Below are 23,053 nucleotides of genomic sequence, written 5' to 3'. Positions count from 1 at the left end.
ACGAAAGGGTTATAATCGATGAAAGTCTAGTAAAAAACATGAGCAGAGTCCCTTTCTACCTTAAGGAAAGGCTTGACGAGATAAGGCAGAGGGTATTGTACGAAACCTATGAAGCCCAAAAGCTCCCAAAATGGGAACAGGTAGTCCTTACCTGGATTGCACTCTTCTCCTTCTGGATAGTGATAAGTGGAAATGCACGGATAGAGAATTTATTCATCGGAGGGATAGCAACCCTGGTGATTTCTCTCTTCATGTATGAAATGCTCACCGAGGATATAAGGCAGACGGGTCATATTGTAGAGAAGATTCTTTATATAGGTCTCTTTGTTATTCCCCAGTACCTTTTTATCATGGCATTCCGGTTAATCGAAAGCAACTTTAAGGTAGCGAAACATGCTATATTAATGGACATAAACCCGGGAATAATAAAGATCAAGACCGACCTGCACTCAAATACTGGAATAACAATTTTAGCAAACTCCATAACCCTCACTCCCGGGACTTTAACCCTCGACGTCGACAAAAAACTCGGGGAAACTTATCTTTACGTGCATTGGATAGATGTTGAAACGCTCAACAGAGAGGTTGCGGGTGAAAAGATTAAGGGGGACATCGAAGCATGGTTGAAGAAAATCTTCTGGTGAGTCCTTTTGGATGGGGTGCAGTAGTGCTAGTGATTACCTCTCTGGTTTTATCGTATCGCGTACTGTTTGGCCCAACCTTAGCTGACAGAATAGTCGGCATAAACACCATAACAACAAAAACAGTTATTATACTAGCCATTTTCGGATTCATAGCAAAGGAGTACTTCTTCTTAGACCTTGCAATCGTTCTTCTCATGGTTAACGCTGTCGGAGGACTGATATTAGCAAAGTACATGGAGGGGGCAAAGTGATAGAATACCTCCTTCTTCTCCTTGGAGAGTCCATAATGATATTCGGAACTCTCGGGATACTCCGCTTTCCCGATGTGTATACTCGTCTTCATGCGGCAACAAAGTGCGACACCGGCGGAGCAATGAACATTCTCATAGCCTTAGCAATTGCTTCAGAGGCTTCCCTGCTGATTAAGCTAAAATTTCTCGTGCTGGCGTTTTTAATAGCCCTAATAAACCCCATGGTCTCCCATGCAATAGCGAGAGGAGCCTATAAGTATGGAATAAAACCAAAAGTTGTGGTGGATATGTATGCCTGGGATAATCCTTGATGTACTTCTTTTGACCATGATCCTCCTATCCATCGCCGTGGTAGAGGAAGAGAACCTAGTTAGCGCAGTTGTTAAATACGCCTTTCTCAGCCTAGCCTTTGTTCTTGTGTTGAGCCTTTTAAAGGCCCCCGACGTTGCCCTTTCTGCCATTGTTGTAGGGGCAGTTGTCATAGGCGTGTTTCTCTTTACGATTCGGGAGGTGGAAAAGTGAAGCGATTAGTTGCCATTCTTTTACTCCTAGCTCTTGCTTATGTTTTCACCGGCTTGGATTACTCCAAAAGCGAAGGGGGAAGCTACGAGTACTACATAACCAACTGGAAAGAAGTTGGAATTCCAAATCTCGTAACGGCAATCTTGGCTGATTGGAGAGCATACGACAGCTTAGGAGAAGCAACGCTTCTTTTTACCGCTGTAGCTGGGTTTTACATCCTCCTAGGAGGGAAGAAAAAATGAAAATGAGCCTAATAGTGCGAACTACGACAAAGCTCATAAGCCCGTTTCTAGTGGCTTATTCCGCTTATCTAATGGTCTATGGTCATTTAAGCCCGGGAGGAGGATTCCAGGCGGGGGTTATATTAGCGGTCAGTATTATCCTTTTAATAACCTCTCACGGTTACAACAGGGTTAGAAAAACCTTCAAATTCTGGGAGGTTCAGCTCATCGAAGGGGTCTCGGGGGAATTTTTAGCCCTCCTAGCAACAGTGGGCGTATTCTCCGGTGGATTTTTCTACAACTTTTTGCGAGGAGGAGAGCTCGGCTCCCTTATAAGCGGTGGAATAATTCCCCTATTCAACATAGGCGTGGCATTAAAGGTTGGAGCGGCATTTACGTTCATGTTTTACATCCTGCTGAGGTGGGTAGAACGTGATTAATCCCGAACTTGCTGGAATCATAATAATCCTCATAGGACTCTATGGTCTCATGACAAAGGAAAACCTAATCAAGATAGTCCTATCCATAAACGTGGTCTCCATAGGGCTTGTCCTCTTCTTTATTGGAACTGGCTATGTAGAGGGTGGAGACGTTCCAATAATGCCCAGGGAAAAAGTCGTTGATCCTTTACCCGCTACCCTTATGCTGACCACTCTCGTTGTTGATGTTGCCATAACTTCCCTTGCGTTGGCATTAATCCTAAAGATGAGGAGGGAAGAAGAATGATTCCTCTTATCGTTGCGTTTCCACTTATTATGGCATTTTTAACCTCCATCCTTCCAGCCCTAAGGAGAGAAAAGTTCTCCAAGTATTTGTTCCTGATCGGCATGCTGTCCCCGTGGCTTATTCTACCCCAAATAATCAATGATATCCCTTCCAATGAAGTTGTCGGAAACTGGAGCAGAATCTCTGGCATTGAAGTTGCCGTAGATACTTATAACGTCCCCTTTATAGTGGCAGAGCTCATTCTCTCGGCTTTTGTTGCCCTCTATGTGTGGGGCTATTACCCAAGAAAAATTGAAAACAAGGCCTATGTACTCATCCTCCTTCTTCATTCGGGACTCCTAGGAGCTTTTATAAGCAGGGATCTCTTCAATTATTACATCTACATGGAGATAGCATCGGTAGCAAGCTTTGCCCTTGTGGGAATTTCAAAGGAGAAAGGAGCAAGAAGGGCGGCTTTCAAATACGCGGTCTTTTCCCTTCTGGCTTCATACATTTTCATCTTGGGGATAGGGATTATCTACCTGAAAACAGGCTACCTGAACCTAGCCCTTATAAAAGAAAACCTGAGAATGTCGAGAGAGATTAACGCAGCTTTAGCACTATCTTTTACATCTCTGCTCTTGAAGAGTGGCATCTTCCCTCTGTACTTCTGGCTTCCAGACGCTCATTCTAAGGCAGACGCTCCAGTAAGTGCCTTGCTTTCCGGCCTTGTAGTCAAAGCTCCTGCATACGGGATGATTCTTCTCACATTGACGTTCCCAATCAATAGTTTCGTGCAAAAAACATTGCTTGCTCTGGCGTTCCTTTCTATGTTTTTTGGCATAGTAATGGCAATCTTACAGAAAAACTCCGAGAGGCTTTTGGCGTATCACACTGTATCCCAGATGGGATATGTACTTCTCGGAATAGCCCTCTTAAATCCTTTGGCCGCAGCTTACTATGCCTTAGCTCATTCTCTCTTTAAGGGAGGCCTTTTCTTAAGTGTAGGAAGCTTAGCGGAGCACTATGAAACTCGGGATTTGGAAAAACTATCGTATAGGAATAATAAGATTTTAATGCTTGCAATCATTTTGCTGAGCCTTGCTATCGGAGGTGTTAGTCCCTTTATCGGAGCATTTGGGAAGGCTATGCTAATTGAGAACCTCAAGGGATTTCTGAAATATGCTTTTTATGCGGGAGGAATCGGCACTCTGGTGTCGTTTACAAAGCTTAACTATTATCTTTCGAAAAAAGGAGAAAAAATTGAAATTCCCAAGAGAAAAGAAGTGATTTCATTGTCTCTTGGGATCCTAACACTTTTCGGAGGCATCTACCTCTATCCGCATCTCAGCGTCCTCAAAGACTCAATCAGCCTCGCCATTGCCATCTTTATCTTTTACCTGCTCAGGAAGCTGGGAGTCTTTGAGGTATCCCTTAGGGCTTTTACACCGGAGCAATTCAAAACCCTGGGCAAAGAGATAAATGCCTATATGCTCCTCTTCACTGCTGTGTTGCTATTGTTTTTATTCAATTTCCTTTAGCGAAACTTCCATAACCTCTTCAATATTTTGCAGTTCTGCGATAAGCTCTTCTTTGCTTATATCCATCTGACTTACATCAACAACTGCAACTATTGCTCCAAGACCAATTTGCTCCATTTCCTCAGCTTCGCTGAATAGGATGTTAATCCTATGCCTCCCAAGAGTGCCGGTGATTTTAGCCAGAACCCCCGGTTTGTCCTTAACAACGAGTTCAATCTCTACAAGCTCTTTTCCCGGAAGGGCTATCCTTTCGAGGTGAATTTCATTTAGATCGGTATCAATTTCCACTAAGAAGTAAGCGTCTTTAACAAGCCCTACTTCATATGCCCATTCCAGCGGTATCTCTATCTTTCCGTTCTCCTTAATCCTTAAAATTTCATAGTGCCTCATGAGGATAACTAATGCTTCACAAAATAAAAAGCTTCTTCCCTTTTAGAAAAATTTTTTAATAAAGGAAATACCAGAAAGGGTGGAGGTGCACTCGTGGAAATTGGCGTAATTGGGTATGTGTTCATTATAATCGCAATTGCAAGGCTTTTTGCTGAGATATTTGAACACTTAGGATATCCTGGTTTTCTCGGAGAGATCTCAGCAGGGCTACTTTTAGGAGCCTTTCTAACTTCAATGCCCAGGGAAGAGCTAAACCTTCTCGCAGAACTTGGTATATTTTTCCTAATGATGTACGCCGGATTGGAGCTCACTCCGGAGGAAGTTCATCTCGGCGGTAAAAAGAGCCTTCCCCTTTACATCCTGACCTATGCCTTGATGACCTTCATAACCCTCCCTTTCACAGATTATACAATCTCCCATGAGAATCTTATAGTAGGGTCAATACTCTCCGTTGCCTCTGCCCCCATAGTTCTAAGATTGTCCAGATTTTTTGGAGGGGATTTTCTGCATATAGCCCTATCGTATGCAGTAATAAGCGAAATTGGAGCCCTTGTTAGCCTGTATCTCCTAGTTAACTTTGAAGTTTATCACTTAACGTATTTCGGCTTACTTGTTGAACTATTAAAAGATGGGCTGTTCTTAGGAGTCCTCCTTGGAATAAACTATTTCTTAAACGTCAAGCACAAGGTATTGATAATTCGAGCACTCAGGAATTTAAAGAGTGATGAAGCAGTTTTTGGCCTGGTAATGATCCTTGCAACTTCAATAGCACTTGCCAGCGAAATGATCGGACTTCACTTCAGTATTGGCGCCTTTATCGTTGGACTTTTGCTTCACAGCGACTTAATGGGAACCAAGCAGTATAAGAGGGTGCACACAATAATATCCGGTGTAACCTACGGTATTTTTGCCCCAATCTTCTTTGCATGGAGAGGAATAAACTTTGAAACTGAATTTTCAGTGGAAGTGGTTTATTTCTTTATCCTAGTTTATATTATCAGACTCCTCCTGACCATGGGGTTCACCTGGAACAAGGATATTAGAAAAACGATAGTAAGGGCAAGCGGAATAGCGAGCTTTGGAGTTCTTGGACTGCTTGTGGGTGAGCTAGGATACGAATATGGAGTGTTAAGTCAGCACCTCTATGCACTGGCATCTTTGGCCAGTATCTTGGGAATGTTCGTCTCCACGACACTTGGAAGAGTTCTCTCGCCTAAAAATTCCTAGCTTTTTCTAGCCTATTTTTGGTTTTAGATCTTTTCAAGACGTTCTAAGGAGATATGGAACAATCTGTCCCTTTTTACAATTATTCTGGGCAAAGGCGAAAGGTTTATAAGCAAACCTACATGTAACACCAAATTGACAGCAGAATTCTTAGTTAAATAAGCTCAAAATCATGATTAACCAGAAAATATATGAAAAAAGAGGAGGTAAACCGGTATGAGCTGGACAACTCCAAAAAAAGCCATTTTACTCGCTGCAAGTGCTGAGGGGGGAACAAAATTAAACGCATTTGATAACGCTTTACTCAAAATGGGGATTGGAAACGTCAACTTGGTAAAGCTCAGCAGTGTCATTCCAGCCCACATCGAGTGGATTGATGAGCTCCCCAAAAATATTCCAATAGGAATGCTCCTCCCCACAGTTTACGCTCACATAGAAAGCGACGAACCAGGATCAACAATTAGCGCTGCTCTTGGTGTGGGGATTAGCGAGGACAACACGGGAGGACTGATCTACGAATACAGCGGCTACTGCACCAAAGAAGAAGCCGAAAGAATGGTAAAGAAAATGGTAGAAGAGGGCTTTAGAGTTAGGGGCTGGAAACTTAAGGAATTCAAAGCTGCCGTTGCCGAGATAACGGTTAAGGATAAACCTGCCGCTGCCGTTGCAGCCGTTGTTATGCTGCCTTATTGATCTTTCAATTTTCCAAAAAGTAGAGGGAGGTGTTGTGGATGGAGGGAGGTGAAGGCGATGGCTCAAGTAGTCGAAACCCCAATAGGGATGCACGTTGTTTTGGATCTCTACGAATGCGATCCCGAGATACTGGACGATATGGAGAAAATAGAAGAGATACTCACCAAGGCTGCTGAAGTAGCGAATGCGACTATTATTGATAAACGCTTCCACAAGTTTTCTCCTCAAGGCGTTTCTGGTGTGGTTGTCGTTTCTGAGAGCCATATAGCAATTCACACATGGCCTGAGCATGGCTATGCTGCCGTTGATGTTTACACGTGCGGGGATCATACGATGCCCCTTAAGGCGAGTGAGTATATTATCAAAGAATTAAAATGCAAAAAACCAACTGTTGTAAAGCTCGATAGGGGGCTTCTCTTTAAGGAGTGATCTCTTTTCTTTTATTATCCTCCTCAAATCTGATTTTTTGTTGAATATTAAGCAAATTGGAGGCAAAAGTTTAAAAGACATCTGATAAGCTTTCAACCGAGGTGAGCATAATGGAATTCATCGAGTGGTATCCCAAGGGATATGGCGTGGGATTTAAAGTTGTTTCAAAAATAACTGAAGTAGAGAGCGAATATCAGAAGATAGAGCTTTATGAGACTGAGGGTTTTGGAAAACTTCTTGTAATTGATGGTACCGTTCAGCTCGTTGAACATGGTGAGAGAAGTTATCACGAGCCATTGGTTCACCCTGTCATGCTCGCTCATCCAAATCCAAAGAAAGTTCTTGTCATAGGAGGGGGAGATGGGGGAACTTTAAGGGAAGTGCTTGAGCACAAGACCGTTGAAAAGGCAGTTATGGTGGAGATAGACGAGAAGGTTGTTGAGATTTCAATGAAATACTTGAAAATCGATGGAGGGCTTCTAGAGAGAGCTCTCAAAGGAGAAGAGCCGAGAGCGGAGCTCATAATAGGAGACGGCGTCGAATACATGAAGAGCCACAAAGATCACTTTGACGTCATAATCGTGGACTCAACGGACCCCGTTGGCCCTGCAAAGTTGCTGTTCAGTGAAGAGTTCTATAGAAATGCGTACGAAGCTCTGGGAGAAAAAGGTTTGTATATTACACAAGCTGGAAGCGTTTACCTCTTCACAGACGAGCTGCTTGATGCCTACAAAAACATGAAGAAGGTCTTTGACAGGGTTTACTACTTCAGCTTCCCCGTGATAGGCTATGCCTCCCCCTGGAGCTTCCTAGTTGGGGTTAAGGGCGACGTAGATTTCACAAAAATTGATTTAGATAGAGCTAAGGACCTCAACTTGCAGTACTATGATCCAGAAAGGCACGAAACTCTGTTCCAGATGCCGAAGTACGTTAGAGAACTCCTTGAGGGCAAAGCCTGAACTTTAGAGTACTTTTTTTGCTTCTTTTTGGAAATTTTCCATAAATTCTTCCATTTTGGAGAGAATGGAATTTAAGGCTTCTTTTGGTGCTTTGGCTTTGTAGATATAACCGAGCCATCCTCTGTTTACCATCTCCCTCTCCACCAGTCCAAGTTCAAGAAGGTGCTTGAGCTTTTCCCTGACAATTCTCTCGGATAAATCAAGCTTTTTTGCAATCTGTCTTGGCGTTAGCTGCTCCTTTAAGAGAAGGGAATATATTTTAATCTCCGAGCTTGTAAGCTCGAATTTTTCAAGGGTTTTTGTGAACGCTCTCAATAGCTCCTCCATTTCCATCACTATGAAGGTTTTTCTTCATACGTATTCACAATTTAGTGAAAACACTTATAAACCTTTCTGGGAAGGTGTTGAGTGGTGATGGTATGCTAAAGGCCGTAATAAAAAACACCAGGATAGTCGATGGTAAATCGTTCATAGGAATGGGCCTGCTCGGCTTGTTAATGAACTTTAGGCATAATCCCGATTTCAAAGGTGCTATTATACTTGTAATTTCATTAATATTATATGTTGCATACGCATTTGCCATAAACAATTGTTTCGATGTTGACACCGATTTAAAAAATCCCCAAAAGAGGAACAAAAACCCAGTGGCAAGTGGGGAACTTAGCTTTAGGATGGGTATTATCTCTTCAGCCCTAATTGCAGCTCTGGGAGTGTTATTTGCGTTTTTCCTTAGTTATAGAGAGTTCATGATCTACATTTTAATGTTGTTGTTGGCTACTTTTTACTCAGCACCGCCGAGACTTAAAGCAAAGCCCATCGTAGATGTAGTATCACACGGGATATTTTTCGGAGCAATGCCCTTCATTTATGGTGCATACTTCGATGGGATTTTAACAAAGTATGAAATTGCAATAGCGATAGCTCTTCTTCTGTATTCATTCGCAATGGAGCTCAGAAACCATCTTGAGGACTATGAAAGCGATTTAAAAGCAAATTTAAAGACTACTCCAATTGTCATTGGCAAGAAATTATCTGAGAAGCTTATATTGGCGTTTTCGGGTCTTTCAATAGCTCTCCTCTTAACACTTCTCAACATCCCCTTTGGAGCCCTTGGGATAGCGATTGTAGGAGTTAGGGCGAGTTATAGACTCTTTGATGTTGTTGTCGTTTTTCTGCTACTCTTTCATGCTTTGAAAGCATTGCTGGGTGTATAGTATGAACAAAAAACGGATATTTGCTCTAATTGCACTTTTAATTTCACTTGCGTATCTATACAAGAGCATTAACCTTATCGAGCTTGAATTAGCCCTAAAAACTTCATCCCATGAGTACCTTCTTGTGGCTTTTATGCTTTCTGTTTTTACCATTATCTTATCTTCTCTTAGGTGGTATCTGTTCTTAAGAGAGGTTCAGGAAACGAGCTTCAGGAAAACTCTAAGAGCCTTTTTAAGTGGATATTATCTAATGACAATTCTCCCACCAAGTGTGGGGCATATTGCAAAAGTCAAGCTCGTTGGGGGTGATTACTTCAAAGCCCTCTCTTCTCTCCTAATTGGACTGAGCACAGAACTGGTAGTGGTCTTTTTATTTGCCCTCATTTTTATCGGCTTCTTGAAGATTGGAATCCTCGGATTAATCATTATCTTGGTTGCCCTAATCTATGAAAAGGGCATTTACAAAGCTCTTGATTCTTTATTGGGTTTTTGGGAGATTTTTGGATTAAAAGGATTGGTGTCAACCCTTAGGGGTTATTTGGAGAGAATACATAAGGGATGGAGCGGAGCAAAGGAAAACAAGGCGATTTTTCTACTCTCGTTTTTGCTTTCTGTGGTGATAATTCTCCTTCAGGTCTATGGAATCATCGTAGTTGGAAAGGCATTTAATTTGGAAATTTCAATGAAACAGGCTTTATATGGGTTTTTAATGAGCGTGCTCTTTGCTTCGGTTAGCGGTATTCCAGCGGGATTTGGGGCAAACGAGTTTGGACTTGTTCTTGGAATCGGCACCTCAACAAAAGCTACTGTAACGGCTTTTATTTATAAATTCCTCTTTCAGTACGTATACTCAATATTGGGTGCAGTTCTGTTTTATGGAGCATTAGATGAAGGTGGTGAACATGAAGGTAGCATTGGTCAGTGACTGGTATTATCCCAAAATTGGGGGAGTAGCGGCCCATATGCACAATTTGGCCATAAAGCTCAGAAAAAGAGGGCATGAAGTAGCGATAGTTACAAACAACAGAACCACCGGAAAAGAAGAGGATCTTGAGAGATATGGAATAGAACTTATAAAAATTCCCGGGATTGTGAGCCCTATTTTGGATGTAAACTTAACATATGGGCTAAAGTCCTCAGAAGAGCTCAACGAATTTCTAAAGGACTTTGATGTAATTCACTCTCACCACGCATTTACCCCCCTCGCTTTAAAAGCAGTTAAGGCCGGAAGGGCAATGGGAAAAGCCACTCTGCTCACAACACACAGCATCTCTTTTGCCCATGAATCGAAGCTCTGGGAGGCCTTAGGATTCACAATTCCTCTTTTCACAAGCTATCTAAAGTATCCCCACCGAATAATAGCGGTGAGCAAGGCTGCAAAGGCTTTTATAGAGCATTTTACTTCAGTTCCAATCTCAATAGTGCCCAATGGGGTTGATGATAAACGTTTCTTCCCTGCGAAGAATAGGGAAGAGATAAAAGCCAAGTTCGGACTTGAGGGCAATATAGTGCTCTATGTGAGCAGAATGAGCTACCGCAAGGGGCCCCACGTGCTTTTGAACGCCTTTTCCAAAATAGAAGATGCCACCCTTGTAATGGCAGGGAGTGGAGAAATGCTCCCCTTCCTAAAAGCCCAAGCCAAGTTCTTGGGGATAGAAGACAGGGTTGTATTTATGGGATATGTGCCGGATGACGTCCTTCCAGAGGTTTTTAGAATGGCAGATGTATTTGTACTACCATCAGTATCTTCGGAAGCATTTGGCATAGTTGTCCTTGAAGCCATGGCTTCTGGAGTACCAGTTGTAGCTACAGACGTCGGTGGGATACCCGAAGTAGTTAAAGAAAATGAAGCCGGCCTTCTTGTACCTCCAGGAAATGAACTTGAGCTGAGAGAGGCAATCCAGAAGCTTTTGAACGATGAAGAGCTAAGAAAGCAGTATGGAAGCAAGGGAAGAAAGGCTGTTGAGGAAAAGTATTCCTGGGATAAGGTCGTTGTGGAAATAGAAAAGATTTATGAGGAAATTCTCTCAAATATCCAGAGGGGAAATTCATGAGAATGGAGAGGCTGACATGGGAAGAATTTGAAATGGCAAAAGCCAAAGCATCCGCTATTCTTCTCCCCGTGGGCAGTGTCGAAGCTCATGGAAAGCACTTACCTTTAGGCACTGATGTCTTTGCCCCCCTTGAAATTGCAAGGAGAGTTGAAAAAAAGCTGAAGGATAAAGGAATAGAAATCCTGATAGCGCCTCCGATCTGGTATGGACACAGCTTTGTGCTGAACGTTTACCCCGGGACGATAAACGTGAGGGCAGATAGTCTGAGGAGATACGTTAGGGATGTGATGAGTGAGTTCGCAGAGGAGGGTTTTAAAAAGATAATCCTCTTAAACGGGCACGGCGGAAACGTTTATCCGCTCATAGAGGCGAGTGAAGAAGTTGCAGAGAGCTACGACGTCGGGATTATCCTAATAAACTGGTGGATGGACTTCAGAAAAGAGATACTTGAAATATGCTCTTCCCAAGGGCACGCAGGAGAAGATGAGACCTCAGTAATGCTTGCAATAGCACCGGAACTCGTCAAAATGGAGAAAGCAAAGGGCGAAAAGAGAAGTACGCCGGTTAGAGTAATAAGAAGAGATGTAGGGCTTGAGCTTTTCCCAGACGGAGTCAATGATAATCCGCAAGGAGCAACAAGAGAAAAGGGAGAAAAGATTTTGGAGGTAGTTAGTGATAAAATAGCAAAAATCCTGGAAGGAATGTTATGAAAGAAGTTTTAAAAGAGATTGATACAAGGATAAAAAGACTCGAAGCGGAAATAGAGCTAGCCGAAAGCAGGTTGGAGTTTCTCGACAAAATAGGGGCGAGCTCCAGATATAAGCTCCTCGAAAAAAGGCAGAGAATTAGCGAAATGTATGTGCTCTTCTTCATGCTCTGGGGGTTTATAGGGCTAGTGCTCCTTCTATATCTCAAATACAGGTACGCAGAAATGCTGCCATTTTCACTAACTCCCTATATCCTCTTGATGGTGTTTTTCATCCTTTTGCCTGCTGGATACTATGCAATCTCTTCCAGAAAGCCCGAGGAAGAAACCCCAATTGACTATCTTAATAAAAGAGAAAGGATGGCACGCCTGCTTATAAATCGCTTTTACAAGCCTCTAAGAGAAGCCCTTGAAGAAAATGATAACGTCAAGCTAAAAGAGCTGGCGGACAGTATAAGCATGGGAGAACTCGCCAGAGCTGCTGAAGAACTCAACGAGGGCAACCCAAAAACCATGGCATATGCCCTCTACATCTACCTTGCCAGAGATACCGTAAGCTCCGAAGAGATCCAAGAAGCATTGGCACTCGTAAAGAACAAACCTCTAAAAATTCTGCTCTCAACACTCCTGAAAGAAAGCTCGAGCAAGCAATGAAAGGTTTTTAAACTCAAGGGAAAAAGAAAGAATAACCGATGATGGCAACAGGGTAGCTACCGAACTTGATGTGGAAGCCGTTCCAGTCTGAGGTTATTCACACGGCACTAAAAGGACAGGGAGCTTTGAGTCCCTAACCACCCTTTCTGCCGTGCTTCCAAGAAGGAGGTCTTTTAGAACGCTCCTACCCTTCTTGCCCATAACTATGATCGAAGAATCTTTGGCCAGGGCAGTGCCCAATATAGAATGCGAGGCTATTCCCGTGAGCACCTCAGTTTTTACCGGAACGCTAAACATCTTCGCAAATTCTGCCAGTTTTGCCTTTGCGTTTTCAATGTTCTTTTCAAGGTCTTCTGGCTTTCCATAATCCACTACGTGAATAATAACAGCTTCTTCGATTAGCTCCTCAAACATCTTTGCCGCATTTACAACTTTTTCAGAACATTCAGAAAAGTCCAAAGCAATCAAGGGCCTCTTGAAAATCTCTTTACAATTTGAGAGACATTTAATTTTCTCCTCTTCCTCATCCCATTCGTATTTTACAACCAAGACAGGTTTTTTAGTTGCCCTAACAAGGTTTGAGGCAGTGCTGCCTAGGAGCATTTGCCTGAGGATGTTTTCACCTTTAGACGGCACAACAATCAAATCCACATTGTTCTCCTGAGCTATTTCAGCTATTTCCAATGAGGGTATTCCAATTTTCACGATTGGTTCAACGTCAATTCCCTTTGCCTTCATTTCCTCGGCAAGCTTATTTAGCTCCTCCTCGTCTATTTTCATAAGCTCTATTGCCTCTATATCCGTAGCTGTGATATCAACTATATGAACTAGATAGAGCTTCTTAGCACCGACTTCAAACAGCTGGGGAATGCACTCTCTAAGGGCGTGCATAGAGACCTCAGAGAAGTCCGTTGGAAAGAGCACCTTTTCAAACATGCGACCACCAGATATATATCGTCATGAGGGTATTTAGCTCTTTAGGAAGGAAAACATTATATTTGAAGAGGCATATTTCATGGATGGTGATACTATGAAGAGGGTGCACATTTTTGACTGGCACAAGGAGCATGCAAAGAAAGTTGAAGAGTTTGCAGGCTGGGAAATGCCCATCTGGTACTCGAGCATAAAAGAGGAACACCTTGCCGTTAGGAATGGAGTCGGAGTTTTTGATGTTTCCCATATGGGAGAAATCTTCTTTAGAGGGAAGGATGCGCTCAAGTTCCTTCAATACGTGACCACAAACGACATTTCCAAACCTCCTGCAATAAGCGGAACCTACAGCTTGGTCCTCAACGAAAGGGGAGCGGTGAAAGATGAGACCCTAGTGTTCAACATGGGAAACGACACTTACATGATGATCTGCGACAGCGATGCCTTTGAAAAGCTCTACGCATGGTTCACCTCAATTAAAGGGGCAATTGAGCAGTATACAAAGCTCGATTTGGAGATAGAGAACAAAACCTATGATATGGCAATGTTCTCGGTTCAAGGGCCAAAAGCAAGAGACCTTGCCATGGATCTCTTTGGAATTGACATCAATCAGCTCTGGTGGTTCCAGGCTAAGGAAGTCGAGCTCGATGGGATTAAGATGCTCCTCTCAAGAAGTGGCTACACTGGAGAAAACGGCTTTGAGGTTTACTTTGAGGATGCAAATCCATATCATCCAAACCCGGAGAAGAGAGGAAAGCCAGAGAAAGCCCTATACGTATGGGAGAAGATACTTAAGGCTGGACAAAAGTACGGCATAAAGCCCGCTGGACTTGGTGCTAGGGATACCCTAAGGCTTGAGGCAGGTTATACCCTCTATGGCAACGAAACAAAGGAGCTCCAGCTTTTGAGCACTGACATCGATGAGGTAACTCCTCTCCAGGCAAACCTTGAGTTTGCAATCTTCTGGGACAAGGAGTTCATAGGTAAGGAGGCACTGCTCAAGCAGAAGGAAAGAGGCCTTCCAAGCAAGATGGTGCACTTCAAGATGGTGGACAAGGGCATTCCAAGGGCAGGGTACAAGGTATACGCAGACGGCAAGGGGATTGGAGAAGTTACAAGCGGAACGCTCTCACCTCTATTGGGGATCGGCATAGGTATAGCATTCGTTAAGCCAGAGTATGCAAAGCCCGGAATAGAGATAGAGATCGACATAAGAGGGCAAAAGAAGAAGGCGCTAACCGTTGCTCCACCTTTCTACGACCCCAAGAAATATGGAGCATTTAGGGAAGAGTGATTTCTATTTCTTTCCTATTATTATTCCTCCCACTATGAGGATTAAGCCAACTATGGTTGTTGGAGCTATTTCTTCTCCCACCAAGAAGTGTATAAAAAGAAGGGACAAAAAGGGAACAAGATAGGCTAAGTTTGACTTTCTAAAGGAGTGCAAAAGCTCTAACGGGACTTCCTGAACCGTTTTTGATTTTTAAGGGAACTCCAAAGAAAGTAAACTCTTTTCCAATGAGTTTTTCGAGGTTAGCCAAATTCTCGAAAATGAGAATTTCATTGGAGAGCAGAATTTTATGCACTTCAAAGCCCCCTATGGTTGGATTGTCGATTCCTACGGCTTTAATGCCCTTTTCCACCAGATATCTTGCTCCCTCTTCACTAAGGTAAATGTCTTTTCCTCCAGTGTAGAAGAAGACCATCTCTTCTACCATTTTTATGTCTCCGGGCTCTATGTTTCCCTGTAGGTGAGAAACGTCAACAACTACTCCCTTCCCAATGAACTCCTCCAGCGGCACTTGATCTATTGTCTCTCCGTAAGCAATGAAATGCGCCGGAGCGTCAACGTGCGTCCCGCTGTGCTCCCCAAGAAAGAGGGCGTTCATATAATAGCCGTCCTTCTCGATAGTAGCCCATCTTTTCACCTCAACCCTCGGGTCGCCCGGATATATGGGAGTCTCTTCGCTGAGTTCAAGGGTTAAATCAACTATCATCTAACCACCTCCAAGTACAATGTTAGGATTTCATCACTTGGCATCTTTATCAGTTCGCAAATGACAAACCCAGCTTTCAGCAGATTCAAAACAATCCAAGAGCCCACAAAATAACCCAAGATGTGAGGCCTTCCACCAATGTTTCCCTTAAAATTGGTTAAGAAATATCTCTTTGAAATTTCCTCATCAAGCTCAACATCCCATAGAGCTAAGATTTCGTTTATTATCTCATCTTTATGTTTCAGAGCATAGTTTATCTGCACTTCATTGTATCCAATGGATTTCCTAAGCTCTTCCAAGCTTAAATCGTCTTTTAAAACCAGAGGAAAGAGTGTTGCAATACCCTCGTGAACCGCAAGCTCTCCAACAGTTAAGCCTTCCACACTCCACTCTCCTAAGTGCTCACTTCTAACGAGATGTGCATATTCATGAGGAACCAGATAATCGAGAGCTTCCAAAGCGCTCGTACCACTCAACCTCCCCAGAGCTTCATACATCTCGAGACCCAAGAATATATAGGGCTTGTTTGCCTTCTTTGCTGTTCCCCCGATGCCGTTCAGCCCAACTAGAAGATAAACATCAAAATCTTCCTTTGGAGGGCAGAGCTCAACACTTCTCTCAAGCAAACTTTCAACTTTCTCAAGTCCACCATCTTTTAAAAATCGCTCGGCTATTTCCAGCGAAATTCTAAAATCAACGTGTTTTAGAAGTTCTCTAGCTTCTTCCGGCTTGATTCTGTAAATGTTTTCAAATATCGGGTCAAACACATGCTTGAACTTTGAGTAATAACACTCCCAAGTATCTTCTTCAGAGTCAGTTAAGCACTCCCTAAGCTCCCTCACCCCAAGTACAATTCGCATAAGCAACCACCAGTTGCCTCAATAATCACCTTTTTAACTCTTTAACCTTATCCTCAAAAGGTGATTGTATGGACTGCACAAAAGATTATTGCGTAAAGGACATTAAACTTGCACCAGAAGGGGAGAAAAAGATAGACTGGGTTTCAAGGTTTATGCCCGTCCTCCAGCATATAAGAAGGGAATTTGAGAAGGAAAAACCCTTTAAAGGAGTTAGAATTGCTGCAACCCTTCATCTTGAAATGAAAACAGCCTTCTTGCTCTTGACTTTAAAAGCCGCAGGAGCAGAGGTCTCAGCAGCGGCAAGCAATCCATTGAGCACACAAGACGATGTTGTTGCAGCTTTGGCAAAGAATGGGGTAAAGGTCTACGCCATAAGAGGAGAAAGCAGGGAAGAGTACTACGAGTTCATGCACAGAGCATTAGACATAAGGCCAAACATCATCATAGACGACGGAGCGGACATGGTTTCAACGGTCTTAAAGGAGAGACAAGAGCTAATCCCCGAAATATGGGGGGCTAGTGAAGAAACGACCACTGGTGTGATAAGGCTGAGGGCAATGGAAAAGGACGGAGTGCTCAAATTCCCGATTATAGCAGTTAATGATTCATATACAAAATACCTCTTTGATAACCGCTATGGAACGGGCCAATCAACATGGGACGGAATAATAAGGAGCACAAACCTCCTTGTTGCAGGTAAAAACGTCGTGGTTGTCGGCTACGGGTGGTGCGGAAGAGGAATTGCGATGCGTGCAAGGGGACTGGGAGCTACGGTTATAGTGGTCGAGGTAGACCCTATTAGGGCATTAGAGGCAAGAATGGACGGGTTTTTGGTTATGCCGATGAGTGAGGCTGCTAAAGTTGGAGATATTTTTGTCACCTCAACCGGAAACATAAACTGCATCCGCAGGGAGCACTTTGAATTTATGAAGGACGGGGCAATCATGGCAAACGCCGGTCACTTTGACGTGGAAATCTCAAAGCCCGATTTAGAGAGCTTGGCAGTAGAGATTAGCCATCCAAGGCCAAACATTACTGAGTACAAACTCAAAGATGGAAGAAGGTTATATCTCCTAGCAGAAGGTAGACTTGTTAATCTAGCAGCTGCTGATGGACATCCAGCAGAGATTATGGACATGAGCTTTGCTTTGCAGGCGAAAGCAGCAGAGTACATCAAGAACAACCGTGGAAAGCTTGAACCTAAGGTCTATGTCCTTCCAAGAGAAATCGACGAAATGGTCGCAAGGATTAAGCTCAATGCAATGGGCATTGAGATTGAAGAGCTAACCGAAGAACAGAAGAAGTACTTGGAAAGCTGGGAGCATGGGACTTAATCCTATATTTTGTTGCCTCTGGTTTCCATTTTCTCTATAGAAGTTGTTGCTTAAAAAGAAACCGAGGTTTGGAGATGGAAAAATTCAAACTAACCCCACTCGGCCGAGTTCATAAAGACGGCGAGACTTTCCTCGAAATCTACCCAGAGTTCGCTGAGGCTCTTGAAGGCCTTAACGAAGGTGATTGGATAAAGCTGATCTTATGGTTCCACAAGAGCGACACCCCGGAGAAGAGAAAAACATTGAAAGTCCATCCTCGTGGAGATCCAAAAAACCCGCTAAGAGGAGTTTTTGCAACTCGCTCGCCAGTTAGACCAAATCCAGTTGCCATTTACACCGTGAAGATTGTTAGGATAAAGGGGACAAGAATCTTTATCACTGAGATAGACGCCTTTGATGGTACTCCTATAGTGGATATAAAGCCCTTCGTGAAAGAGCTTGACTGTCCGAAAGGGATTTAAGTTTCTTTTGTTATCTCTCTTTTTGGGTGTTGGGTTTGATATATAAGGCAAAGTTCGGAACCCCCGAAAAAGGGTGGGTAGTCCTAGTTCACGGCCTTGGAGAGCACATTGGAAGATATGGCAAGCTAATAAAAACGTTAACTGAAGAGGGCTTCGCCGTCTATACCTTTGACTGGCCTGGCCATGGAAGAAGTGACGGGAAAAGAGGTCATGCGAGCATAGAGGAGGCAATGGAGATAATTGATTCCATAATTGAAGAACTAGGCGAAAAGCCCTTCCTCTTCGGTCACAGCCTTGGCGGATTAACCGTGATAAGATACGCCGAGACAAGACCTGATAGGATAAGAGGAGTTATAGCTTCCTCTCCTGCCCTCGCAAAAAGCCCGAAAACACCAAGCTTCATGGTCGCCCTCGCCAAAGTTCTCGGAAAAATAACTCCCAGTCTGACGCTTTCCAATGGTCTTGACCCGAAGCTCCTCTCTAGAAATCCCGAAGCAGTTAAACGCTACGTCGAAGATCCCCTAGTCCACGACAGGATTTCGGCAAAGCTTGGTATGAGTATCTTTGACAACATGGAGCGTGCACACAAAGAGGCCCATAAAATAATGGTGCCTGTACTTTTGCTTGTTGGCACGGGGGATGTAATAACCCCTCCAGATGGAGCAAGAAAGCTCTTCGCGGAGCTTAAAGTGGAGGACAAAGCACTGAAAGAATTCAAAGGAGCTTACCACGAGATTTTTGAAGACCCCGAATGGAGCGAGGAATTCCACAGGACAATAGTGGAGTGGCTCGTGGAGCATTCCAGGGGAGACTTGGAATGGGCGTCAGCAGAGAGAGCATCTTCTATTATGGGGGACTAATCCGTTCTGGTCAGCCGTAACTACAAAACTCCCCATAAAAATATTTAAAAATTTCGCCCTACAAACCTCAACAAACTTTACGATTTTAACTATTTACGAAACAGCCCCTCCTCACACTCCCGTGGCTCGGGACGACATGGCTAATCTTCACAGTTCTTGCCCTTATACACCGCTTCCGGGAGAGAGCTTGGGGCCTCTATCGGAAATACGGAGGCAATTTTAAAGCGTATCTGATCGTTGGTATGCTCTCCGCCTACCTAGTGGAAGTACTTGCCGTAATCAACAACCTCAAACTTCCTCCCGAGGAGAAAATACTCCTCAACCCCGATCCGCTGACCGACCTGTATCTCGCTTTCGCTACTACTTCCCCTTCGTTCTGTGGCTCTACGTTCTCCTCGTCTACGGCTCCTAAAAAGCCATTCCAGTACTCGTGGCGGAGGACTGCCTGAGGAAAAAGAGCGTGGAAGAAGCTCACCTTCGGCCTGCTGGTGAAGTTTGCGGCATTCATCTCTGCAGGAGGGTTGATAGGGTTTTCAGAGTTGTCCTGTAGCGTGAAAGCCAGCACTTACCACAATCCTTTTATAGAGCGAGGTAAAAGGAATCCAGTAAGAGGCTCGCTTTGAGGTCCGATATGGTATGCACTCTCGGGTGGCTTCGATGCTCCTCGACACATTTTCATCTTTCCTCAAACATTGGGACGGAAGTACAAGTAGTTGGATAGAGTACATCAAACAGTATCCAGAGCTTTTTGAGAAGATTAGATGGGACTATGAAAGATACAAAATGAACTGGCAGGAATTTTTAGGGCTTCTTTTAAAGAGAAATGTTGATGAGCTCAAACTCGCTTACAGAGCTCTCTTAAATTCCCTTCCCAAAGTTGAACGGAAGATTAGAGAGTACTTTGAGGTCAAGGATTACAACATTGTCATTTACGTCGGCCTCGAAAACGGAGCCGGCTGGGTAACAGAATTTATGGAGAAGCCATCAATTCTCTTCGGCTTAGAAGCAATAGCCGAGCTTAATTGGTACGACAAGCTCGAGGGATTAATCGTCCACGAGTTCGGTCACTTAGTTCACTGGCTTTTAAGGGGAGAGGATATAGAGAAACTTGAAGACGAGCAAATATTCTGGCTTTATACAGAGGGCTTCGCCCAGCGAATTGAGGATTTAATAATCGAAAGGCCTTGGCACTTTGAGGAGGATGGATGGTTCGAATGGTGTGAAGAGAACGAAGCCCTCCTCAAGCGGGAGTTTCTAAGGAGGATTAAAGAGAAAGAGCCCTTAAATCCATTCTTCGGCTCATGGTATGTACTCTTTGGAAAGCAGTTCCTGGGCTACTATTTGGGTTATAAATTTATTCGCTGGCTTGAAAGGGAGTATCCTCTTGAAGAAATTGCAAAGCTTGAAAAAGAAGAGATCAAAAGCAAAATCCTAGAGTTTCTACGCTAAATGTTTTCCCTTAAGTCAATGATGTGCTCCAACTCTGGCCCGGTCTTTATAAGGCCCACTGGCACCCCGACTTTTTCCTCTATTTCTGCAATGAAGTCTTTTGCCCTCTTTGGAAGCTTGTCAAAATCAGTCACTCCAAAGGCTTCCTTATCGTACTTGTCGAGCATAGTCACTGCCAAAATTGTCGCACCGTTGATCTTTGCAGAATACCTTGCGAATTCAAAGTCAAACCACCCTACTCTCCTTCTCCTTCCGGTAACTGTGCCGTACTCGACCAATCCCAGTCTATCGGCCTCTTCTTCGCTCATCTCCGTTGGGAACGGCCCTGCCCCAACTCTCGTTGGAAAGCTCTTGAAGACCACTATAACATCATCAACCCTTGTCGGGCCTATTCCAACGTCGCTTGCTATAGCCGATGCGGAGGTGTCTTTTGACGTAACGTAGGGATAAGTGCCGAAATAGAGGCTTAAGCCAAACCCCTGCGTTCCCTCAACCAAAACGAGCTTTCCATCGTCGAGGGCATCGTTAACTTCAGCCGCAACGTCTGTTAGGTAGGGCTCAAGTTCCTTGATGTCCTTTACCTGCCTAGCCTTCCTTAATGCCCTATCCGCATTCGCTGGACCACAGCCAGAGCCGGTAGTTCCTATCTTTCCATGGAGATAGCCGTTTGTCCTGTCAAGTTCCTTATGCTTTGGCTCTATTACAGTACAGCGATAATCGATGCCCACTCTATTTTTAACATTGAAATCTTTCAGGTGCTCAAGTTCATGGAAGAAAACCTCTAGATCCACCAAAACCCCAGCCCCAACCAAAAGCCTTGCATCTTCGTTCATAAAACCCGTGGGAAGCTGTCTTACTGCATACTTCTTTCCGTTTATAAAAACGCTGTGCCCTGCGTTTGTTCCTACTCCTCCCCTTGCTATGACCTCTGGTTTATCGTGCATAGCAAGATAAGCGATTATCGACCCTTTCCCTTCATCTCCCCATTGACCACCAACAACAATGTAGCTTGGCATGGCTCCTTACCCATAGTTAAGAGAATGACACCTTTAAAACAGTTTCGATTAAGCGATGAGATAAAAATTGACACAAAAATGCCAAATTTTGGTTGCGGCGAGTTCCCTCCTCACGTTATGAAAATAACTTCCTCCTTCATTACTTCCCTTACTGTTCTTGCGTCACACAAATACCGAAGCGGCTAAAATTAAAAGAGCAAGCATCAAGACAACCTTTCTCATATGCTATCACCCTGAACATAAAACCCAACTTCTGTATAGTTGCCGCTCTCAATGCCATAGCTCCGCGGATAAGCTGTGAAATCCTTTGCCAATTTTCTTGTACAATACCTATCCACTCCAGCTATTACAGCTATCAGGTTCCTCTCGTTCCAAGGGTTCTTTACAATTTCCACAACTCCTAAGGGGTAAGCCTGGAAGGTTCCGCTCACTTTTCTAAGCTCTCTATAAACTTCGTTCTCAATATCAAATCCCGCAAAACTCTCAAAGCCCGTTGCATTTTTCGCTAAAACCCACATGCCATTAAAAACGAATTTTATGGGGAGAAATGTTAAGTTCTTCACCAAGCCGTTGGCAGTAGGCCCTCCAACAAATATGAGATTCGTCCTCAACTCCTCTTCACCAAGCTCGTTTTCCGCTTTTACTATAATTTTTGGCTTGCCATTATAGAGCTTCCATGTGTCGTCCTTCTCAATAAGCTCCTTAAGCATGAAAGCGGTTTCTTTATCGTATTCTATTCCAGTTGGGTCTGGATTTTTTGCTCCGTAAACGATTATAATTTTTCCCTCTTCATAACCTCTATCAAAAAGCCATAGGCCACTCAAAGGCACTCGTTTTTTGAAATATTCACTAACATTCTCCGGAGTTGCCCAGCTTTTCATGTGCTCGATTAATATCGGAATGTAATCCTCAAAGGTTTCATTCGAGTCTTTAGAGTTCTCAAAATTTCTAAATTCCCTTACCAAATCATCAACCAAATAGAATCCAAGCGCATGATCCCTCAAAATGAAGTATCTGGGAAGATCATGAACAACGTTAGGCTTAAGAGACATTAGAATGTAGTTTGTAAGCGCTTCAACAAGGTTCTCGGAGATGTACAGGTAGTTTGTATCAAAGTGTGGATCGTAGGTTGTATAGGCCAACTCACTCCTCACCTGAAGGAGGTAATAATCCAACTCTGAAAACTCAGTGAGATATTCTGAAATAAGGGGATTAACAAATGAATGGGAATACTCATGAGTGGCGATATAGAGGTAAAAGATTTCAGCATATTGCTCGGGCATAAAACCCACATAACCAAAGTAATAAGCAGTGTCTCCAACAGCCTTGCTCCCGGGATGGACTCTTAAAGAATACGAAAGAGCTATATGAAAGGTTTTGTACTGCTTTCCAAAGAGTTCTTCAAACTTTTGGAAGATGTCCTGCGTGAGAGCTTCCCTTGCTGGTTTTAAAGCTTCTTCATATTCTCTCTCATGTTTTTTGTAGAATTCCATGAAGTTACTTTCCTTGGCAAAACTTATCAGAGACCTGTAGAACTCGCTCAAAGTGAAATCATTCTCGCTCATGTTGCCGAGATAGGGTTTTGAAACTAGAGAAGCTGCGAATTCATTTATCGAGTAGTCCCTTCTATAGTAAGGCAAATCCTGTGGAATAGCTTCTCTAACCGAATAAAGGGCTGGATGATTTTTATAGGGAGCAAAATAATCCAAAACATCGTTGATATAGCTTTGAGGGGCGATTATAAAGGGATCATTTCCATTAAAAGCGAGAATATATACAACAGCGAAAAGCTCAAGGTTCGGGTTCACCTCTATAATAACCTTTGGCTTTTCTGCGGCCGTTGGAGTGGCAGCGATAAGAACGAGAAGGCATAAAATTAGTGAAGCCTTTTTCATGCCACCACCATTTGTTTTTGTCATGAAAAGTTAAAAAAGATTTG

The 23,053-nt window shown here is 43.5% G+C and carries 30 protein-coding genes; 22 read left to right on the top strand and 8 right to left on the bottom strand.

Going from position 1 to position 23,053, the window contains the following annotated elements:
• Positions 1–38: 38 nt before the first annotated feature.
• Genes OCC_RS10735 through OCC_RS10700 form a run of 8 tightly spaced genes read left to right on the top strand, consistent with a single transcriptional unit; the run spans position 39 to position 3,884 of the window.
• On the top strand, positions 39–644 hold the full coding sequence (locus OCC_RS10735) for a Na+/H+ antiporter subunit E (protein WP_004066210.1): 606 nt from the start codon (positions 39–41) through the stop codon (positions 642–644).
• Positions 620–895: a monovalent cation/H+ antiporter complex subunit F gene (locus tag OCC_RS10730; protein ID WP_004066209.1), complete on the top strand. Its 276-nt coding sequence runs from the start codon at positions 620–622 to the stop codon at positions 893–895. The genes OCC_RS10735 and OCC_RS10730 overlap by 25 nt, the downstream gene beginning before the upstream one ends.
• A complete protein-coding gene (mnhG, locus tag OCC_RS10725; protein WP_004066208.1) occupies positions 892–1,206 on the top strand; it encodes a monovalent cation/H(+) antiporter subunit G in 315 nt (104 codons plus the stop codon). The genes OCC_RS10730 and mnhG overlap by 4 nt, the downstream gene beginning before the upstream one ends.
• Positions 1,187–1,417, top strand: a complete 231-nt coding sequence (locus OCC_RS10720) for a hydrogenase subunit MbhD domain-containing protein (protein ID WP_004066207.1) — start codon at positions 1,187–1,189, stop codon at positions 1,415–1,417. Before mnhG ends, OCC_RS10720 begins: the two co-directional genes overlap by 20 nt.
• Positions 1,414–1,659, top strand: coding sequence for a hypothetical protein (locus OCC_RS10715; protein ID WP_004066206.1), 246 nt, complete (start codon positions 1,414–1,416; stop codon positions 1,657–1,659). The genes OCC_RS10720 and OCC_RS10715 overlap by 4 nt, the downstream gene beginning before the upstream one ends.
• On the top strand, positions 1,656–2,078 hold the full coding sequence (locus tag OCC_RS10710) for a Na(+)/H(+) antiporter subunit B (protein ID WP_004066205.1): 423 nt from the start codon (positions 1,656–1,658) through the stop codon (positions 2,076–2,078). The genes OCC_RS10715 and OCC_RS10710 overlap by 4 nt, the downstream gene beginning before the upstream one ends.
• Entirely contained in the window at positions 2,071–2,364 is a 294-nt protein-coding gene (locus OCC_RS10705; protein WP_004066204.1) for a cation:proton antiporter subunit C, read from the top strand. The genes OCC_RS10710 and OCC_RS10705 overlap by 8 nt, the downstream gene beginning before the upstream one ends.
• Positions 2,361–3,884 (top strand): proton-conducting transporter transmembrane domain-containing protein, encoded by a 1,524-nt coding sequence (locus tag OCC_RS10700; RefSeq protein WP_004066202.1) that lies wholly within the window; start codon positions 2,361–2,363, stop codon positions 3,882–3,884. The genes OCC_RS10705 and OCC_RS10700 overlap by 4 nt, the downstream gene beginning before the upstream one ends.
• Here the strand turns inward: OCC_RS10700 and OCC_RS10695 are convergent.
• Positions 3,867–4,274: an ACT domain-containing protein gene (locus OCC_RS10695; protein ID WP_004066201.1), complete on the bottom strand. Its 408-nt coding sequence runs from the start codon at positions 4,272–4,274 to the stop codon at positions 3,867–3,869. The genes OCC_RS10700 and OCC_RS10695 overlap by 18 nt on opposite strands.
• Before the next feature lie 93 nt (positions 4,275–4,367).
• Here OCC_RS10695 and OCC_RS10690 point away from each other — a divergent pair, with 93 nt between their 5' ends.
• The 4 genes from OCC_RS10690 to speE all read left to right on the top strand — a co-directional run bounded on the left by OCC_RS10690 (position 4,368) and on the right by speE (position 7,579).
• The gene (locus OCC_RS10690; RefSeq protein WP_004066200.1) at positions 4,368–5,501 is read left to right on the top strand and encodes a cation:proton antiporter; all 1,134 of its coding nucleotides are present in this window, start codon (positions 4,368–4,370) and stop codon (positions 5,499–5,501) included.
• Positions 5,502–5,714: 213 nt separating this feature from the next.
• Positions 5,715–6,191 carry a pyruvoyl-dependent arginine decarboxylase gene (locus OCC_RS10685; protein WP_004066199.1) on the top strand — a complete coding sequence of 159 codons (477 nt, stop codon included), beginning with the start codon at positions 5,715–5,717 and terminating at the stop codon, positions 6,189–6,191.
• A 57-nt stretch (positions 6,192–6,248) separates the two neighbouring features.
• Positions 6,249–6,620, top strand: a complete 372-nt coding sequence (gene speD / locus OCC_RS10680) for an adenosylmethionine decarboxylase (RefSeq protein WP_004066198.1) — start codon at positions 6,249–6,251, stop codon at positions 6,618–6,620.
• Between the two features lie 110 nt (positions 6,621–6,730).
• Positions 6,731–7,579 carry a polyamine aminopropyltransferase gene (gene speE / locus OCC_RS10675; protein WP_004066197.1) on the top strand — a complete coding sequence of 283 codons (849 nt, stop codon included), beginning with the start codon at positions 6,731–6,733 and terminating at the stop codon, positions 7,577–7,579.
• Between the two features lie 3 nt (positions 7,580–7,582).
• On the opposite strand, the gene OCC_RS10670 is transcribed toward speE, so the two are convergent.
• On the bottom strand, positions 7,583–7,912 hold the full coding sequence (locus tag OCC_RS10670; protein ID WP_232194566.1) for a helix-turn-helix domain-containing protein: 330 nt from the start codon (positions 7,910–7,912) through the stop codon (positions 7,583–7,585).
• A gap of 86 nt (positions 7,913–7,998) precedes the next feature.
• Between OCC_RS10670 and OCC_RS10665 the strand changes: the two genes are divergently transcribed.
• Genes OCC_RS10665 through OCC_RS10645 form a run of 5 tightly spaced genes read left to right on the top strand, consistent with a single transcriptional unit; the run spans position 7,999 to position 12,207 of the window.
• Positions 7,999–8,793 (top strand): UbiA prenyltransferase family protein, encoded by a 795-nt coding sequence (locus OCC_RS10665; protein ID WP_004066195.1) that lies wholly within the window; start codon positions 7,999–8,001, stop codon positions 8,791–8,793.
• 1 nt (position 8,794) lies between these two features.
• Positions 8,795–9,718: a lysylphosphatidylglycerol synthase transmembrane domain-containing protein gene (locus OCC_RS10660; RefSeq protein WP_004066194.1), complete on the top strand. Its 924-nt coding sequence runs from the start codon at positions 8,795–8,797 to the stop codon at positions 9,716–9,718.
• A complete protein-coding gene (locus OCC_RS10655; RefSeq protein WP_004066193.1) occupies positions 9,696–10,847 on the top strand; it encodes a glycosyltransferase family 4 protein in 1,152 nt (383 codons plus the stop codon). Before OCC_RS10660 ends, OCC_RS10655 begins: the two co-directional genes overlap by 23 nt.
• Positions 10,844–11,557 carry a creatininase family protein gene (locus OCC_RS10650; protein ID WP_004066192.1) on the top strand — a complete coding sequence of 238 codons (714 nt, stop codon included), beginning with the start codon at positions 10,844–10,846 and terminating at the stop codon, positions 11,555–11,557. The genes OCC_RS10655 and OCC_RS10650 overlap by 4 nt, the downstream gene beginning before the upstream one ends.
• Complete coding sequence (locus tag OCC_RS10645; protein WP_004066191.1) at positions 11,554–12,207, top strand: hypothetical protein; 654 nt, start codon at positions 11,554–11,556, stop codon at positions 12,205–12,207. The genes OCC_RS10650 and OCC_RS10645 overlap by 4 nt, the downstream gene beginning before the upstream one ends.
• A 93-nt stretch (positions 12,208–12,300) precedes the next feature.
• Here the strand turns inward: OCC_RS10645 and OCC_RS10640 are convergent, their stop codons facing one another.
• Positions 12,301–13,143: a universal stress protein gene (locus tag OCC_RS10640; protein WP_004066190.1), complete on the bottom strand. Its 843-nt coding sequence runs from the start codon at positions 13,141–13,143 to the stop codon at positions 12,301–12,303.
• Between the two features lie 94 nt (positions 13,144–13,237).
• On the opposite strand from OCC_RS10640, the gene gcvT reads away from it, so the two are divergent.
• Positions 13,238–14,431: a glycine cleavage system aminomethyltransferase GcvT gene (gene gcvT, locus OCC_RS10635; RefSeq protein ID WP_004066189.1), complete on the top strand. Its 1,194-nt coding sequence runs from the start codon at positions 13,238–13,240 to the stop codon at positions 14,429–14,431.
• Positions 14,432–14,570: 139 nt separating this feature from the next.
• Here gcvT and OCC_RS10630 read toward each other — a convergent pair whose 3' ends face one another.
• Entirely contained in the window at positions 14,571–15,134 is a 564-nt protein-coding gene (locus OCC_RS10630; RefSeq protein WP_004066187.1) for a cyclase family protein, read from the bottom strand.
• Positions 15,131–15,994, bottom strand: coding sequence for a DUF2268 domain-containing putative Zn-dependent protease (locus OCC_RS10625; RefSeq protein ID WP_004066186.1), 864 nt, complete (start codon positions 15,992–15,994; stop codon positions 15,131–15,133). The genes OCC_RS10630 and OCC_RS10625 overlap by 4 nt, the downstream gene beginning before the upstream one ends.
• Positions 15,995–16,062: 68 nt before the next feature.
• Between OCC_RS10625 and OCC_RS10620 the strand changes: the two genes are divergently transcribed.
• The 3 genes from OCC_RS10620 (at position 16,063) to OCC_RS10610 (ending at position 18,649) form a co-directional block, all read left to right on the top strand.
• Positions 16,063–17,328 (top strand): adenosylhomocysteinase, encoded by a 1,266-nt coding sequence (locus tag OCC_RS10620; RefSeq protein ID WP_004066185.1) that lies wholly within the window; start codon positions 16,063–16,065, stop codon positions 17,326–17,328.
• A gap of 74 nt (positions 17,329–17,402) precedes the next feature.
• Positions 17,403–17,789, top strand: coding sequence for a tRNA (N6-threonylcarbamoyladenosine(37)-N6)-methyltransferase TrmO (gene tsaA, locus OCC_RS10615; protein WP_004066184.1), 387 nt, complete (start codon positions 17,403–17,405; stop codon positions 17,787–17,789).
• A 35-nt stretch (positions 17,790–17,824) separates the two neighbouring features.
• Positions 17,825–18,649 carry an alpha/beta hydrolase gene (locus tag OCC_RS10610; protein WP_004066183.1) on the top strand — a complete coding sequence of 275 codons (825 nt, stop codon included), beginning with the start codon at positions 17,825–17,827 and terminating at the stop codon, positions 18,647–18,649.
• A gap of 253 nt (positions 18,650–18,902) precedes the next feature.
• Here the strand turns inward: OCC_RS10610 and OCC_RS10605 are convergent, their stop codons facing one another.
• Positions 18,903–19,157: a hypothetical protein gene (locus OCC_RS10605; protein WP_148290452.1), complete on the bottom strand. Its 255-nt coding sequence runs from the start codon at positions 19,155–19,157 to the stop codon at positions 18,903–18,905.
• A gap of 149 nt (positions 19,158–19,306) precedes the next feature.
• Here OCC_RS10605 and OCC_RS10600 point away from each other — a divergent pair, with 149 nt between their 5' ends.
• Entirely contained in the window at positions 19,307–20,098 is a 792-nt protein-coding gene (locus tag OCC_RS10600; protein ID WP_004066181.1) for a hypothetical protein, read from the top strand.
• On the opposite strand, the gene OCC_RS10595 is transcribed toward OCC_RS10600, so the two are convergent.
• Positions 20,095–21,114, bottom strand: a complete 1,020-nt coding sequence (locus OCC_RS10595; protein ID WP_004066180.1) for an adenylosuccinate synthetase — start codon at positions 21,112–21,114, stop codon at positions 20,095–20,097. The genes OCC_RS10600 and OCC_RS10595 overlap by 4 nt on opposite strands.
• A gap of 218 nt (positions 21,115–21,332) precedes the next feature.
• On the bottom strand, positions 21,333–23,009 hold the full coding sequence (locus OCC_RS10590; protein ID WP_004066179.1) for a DUF4932 domain-containing protein: 1,677 nt from the start codon (positions 23,007–23,009) through the stop codon (positions 21,333–21,335).
• Between the last annotated feature and the right edge of the window lie 44 nt (positions 23,010–23,053).

This window comes from Thermococcus litoralis DSM 5473, assembly GCF_000246985.2.
GTDB classification, from domain to species: Archaea; Methanobacteriota_B; Thermococci; order Thermococcales; family Thermococcaceae; genus Thermococcus_A; species Thermococcus_A litoralis.
This window is presented reverse-complemented; position numbering and strand designations above follow the sequence as displayed.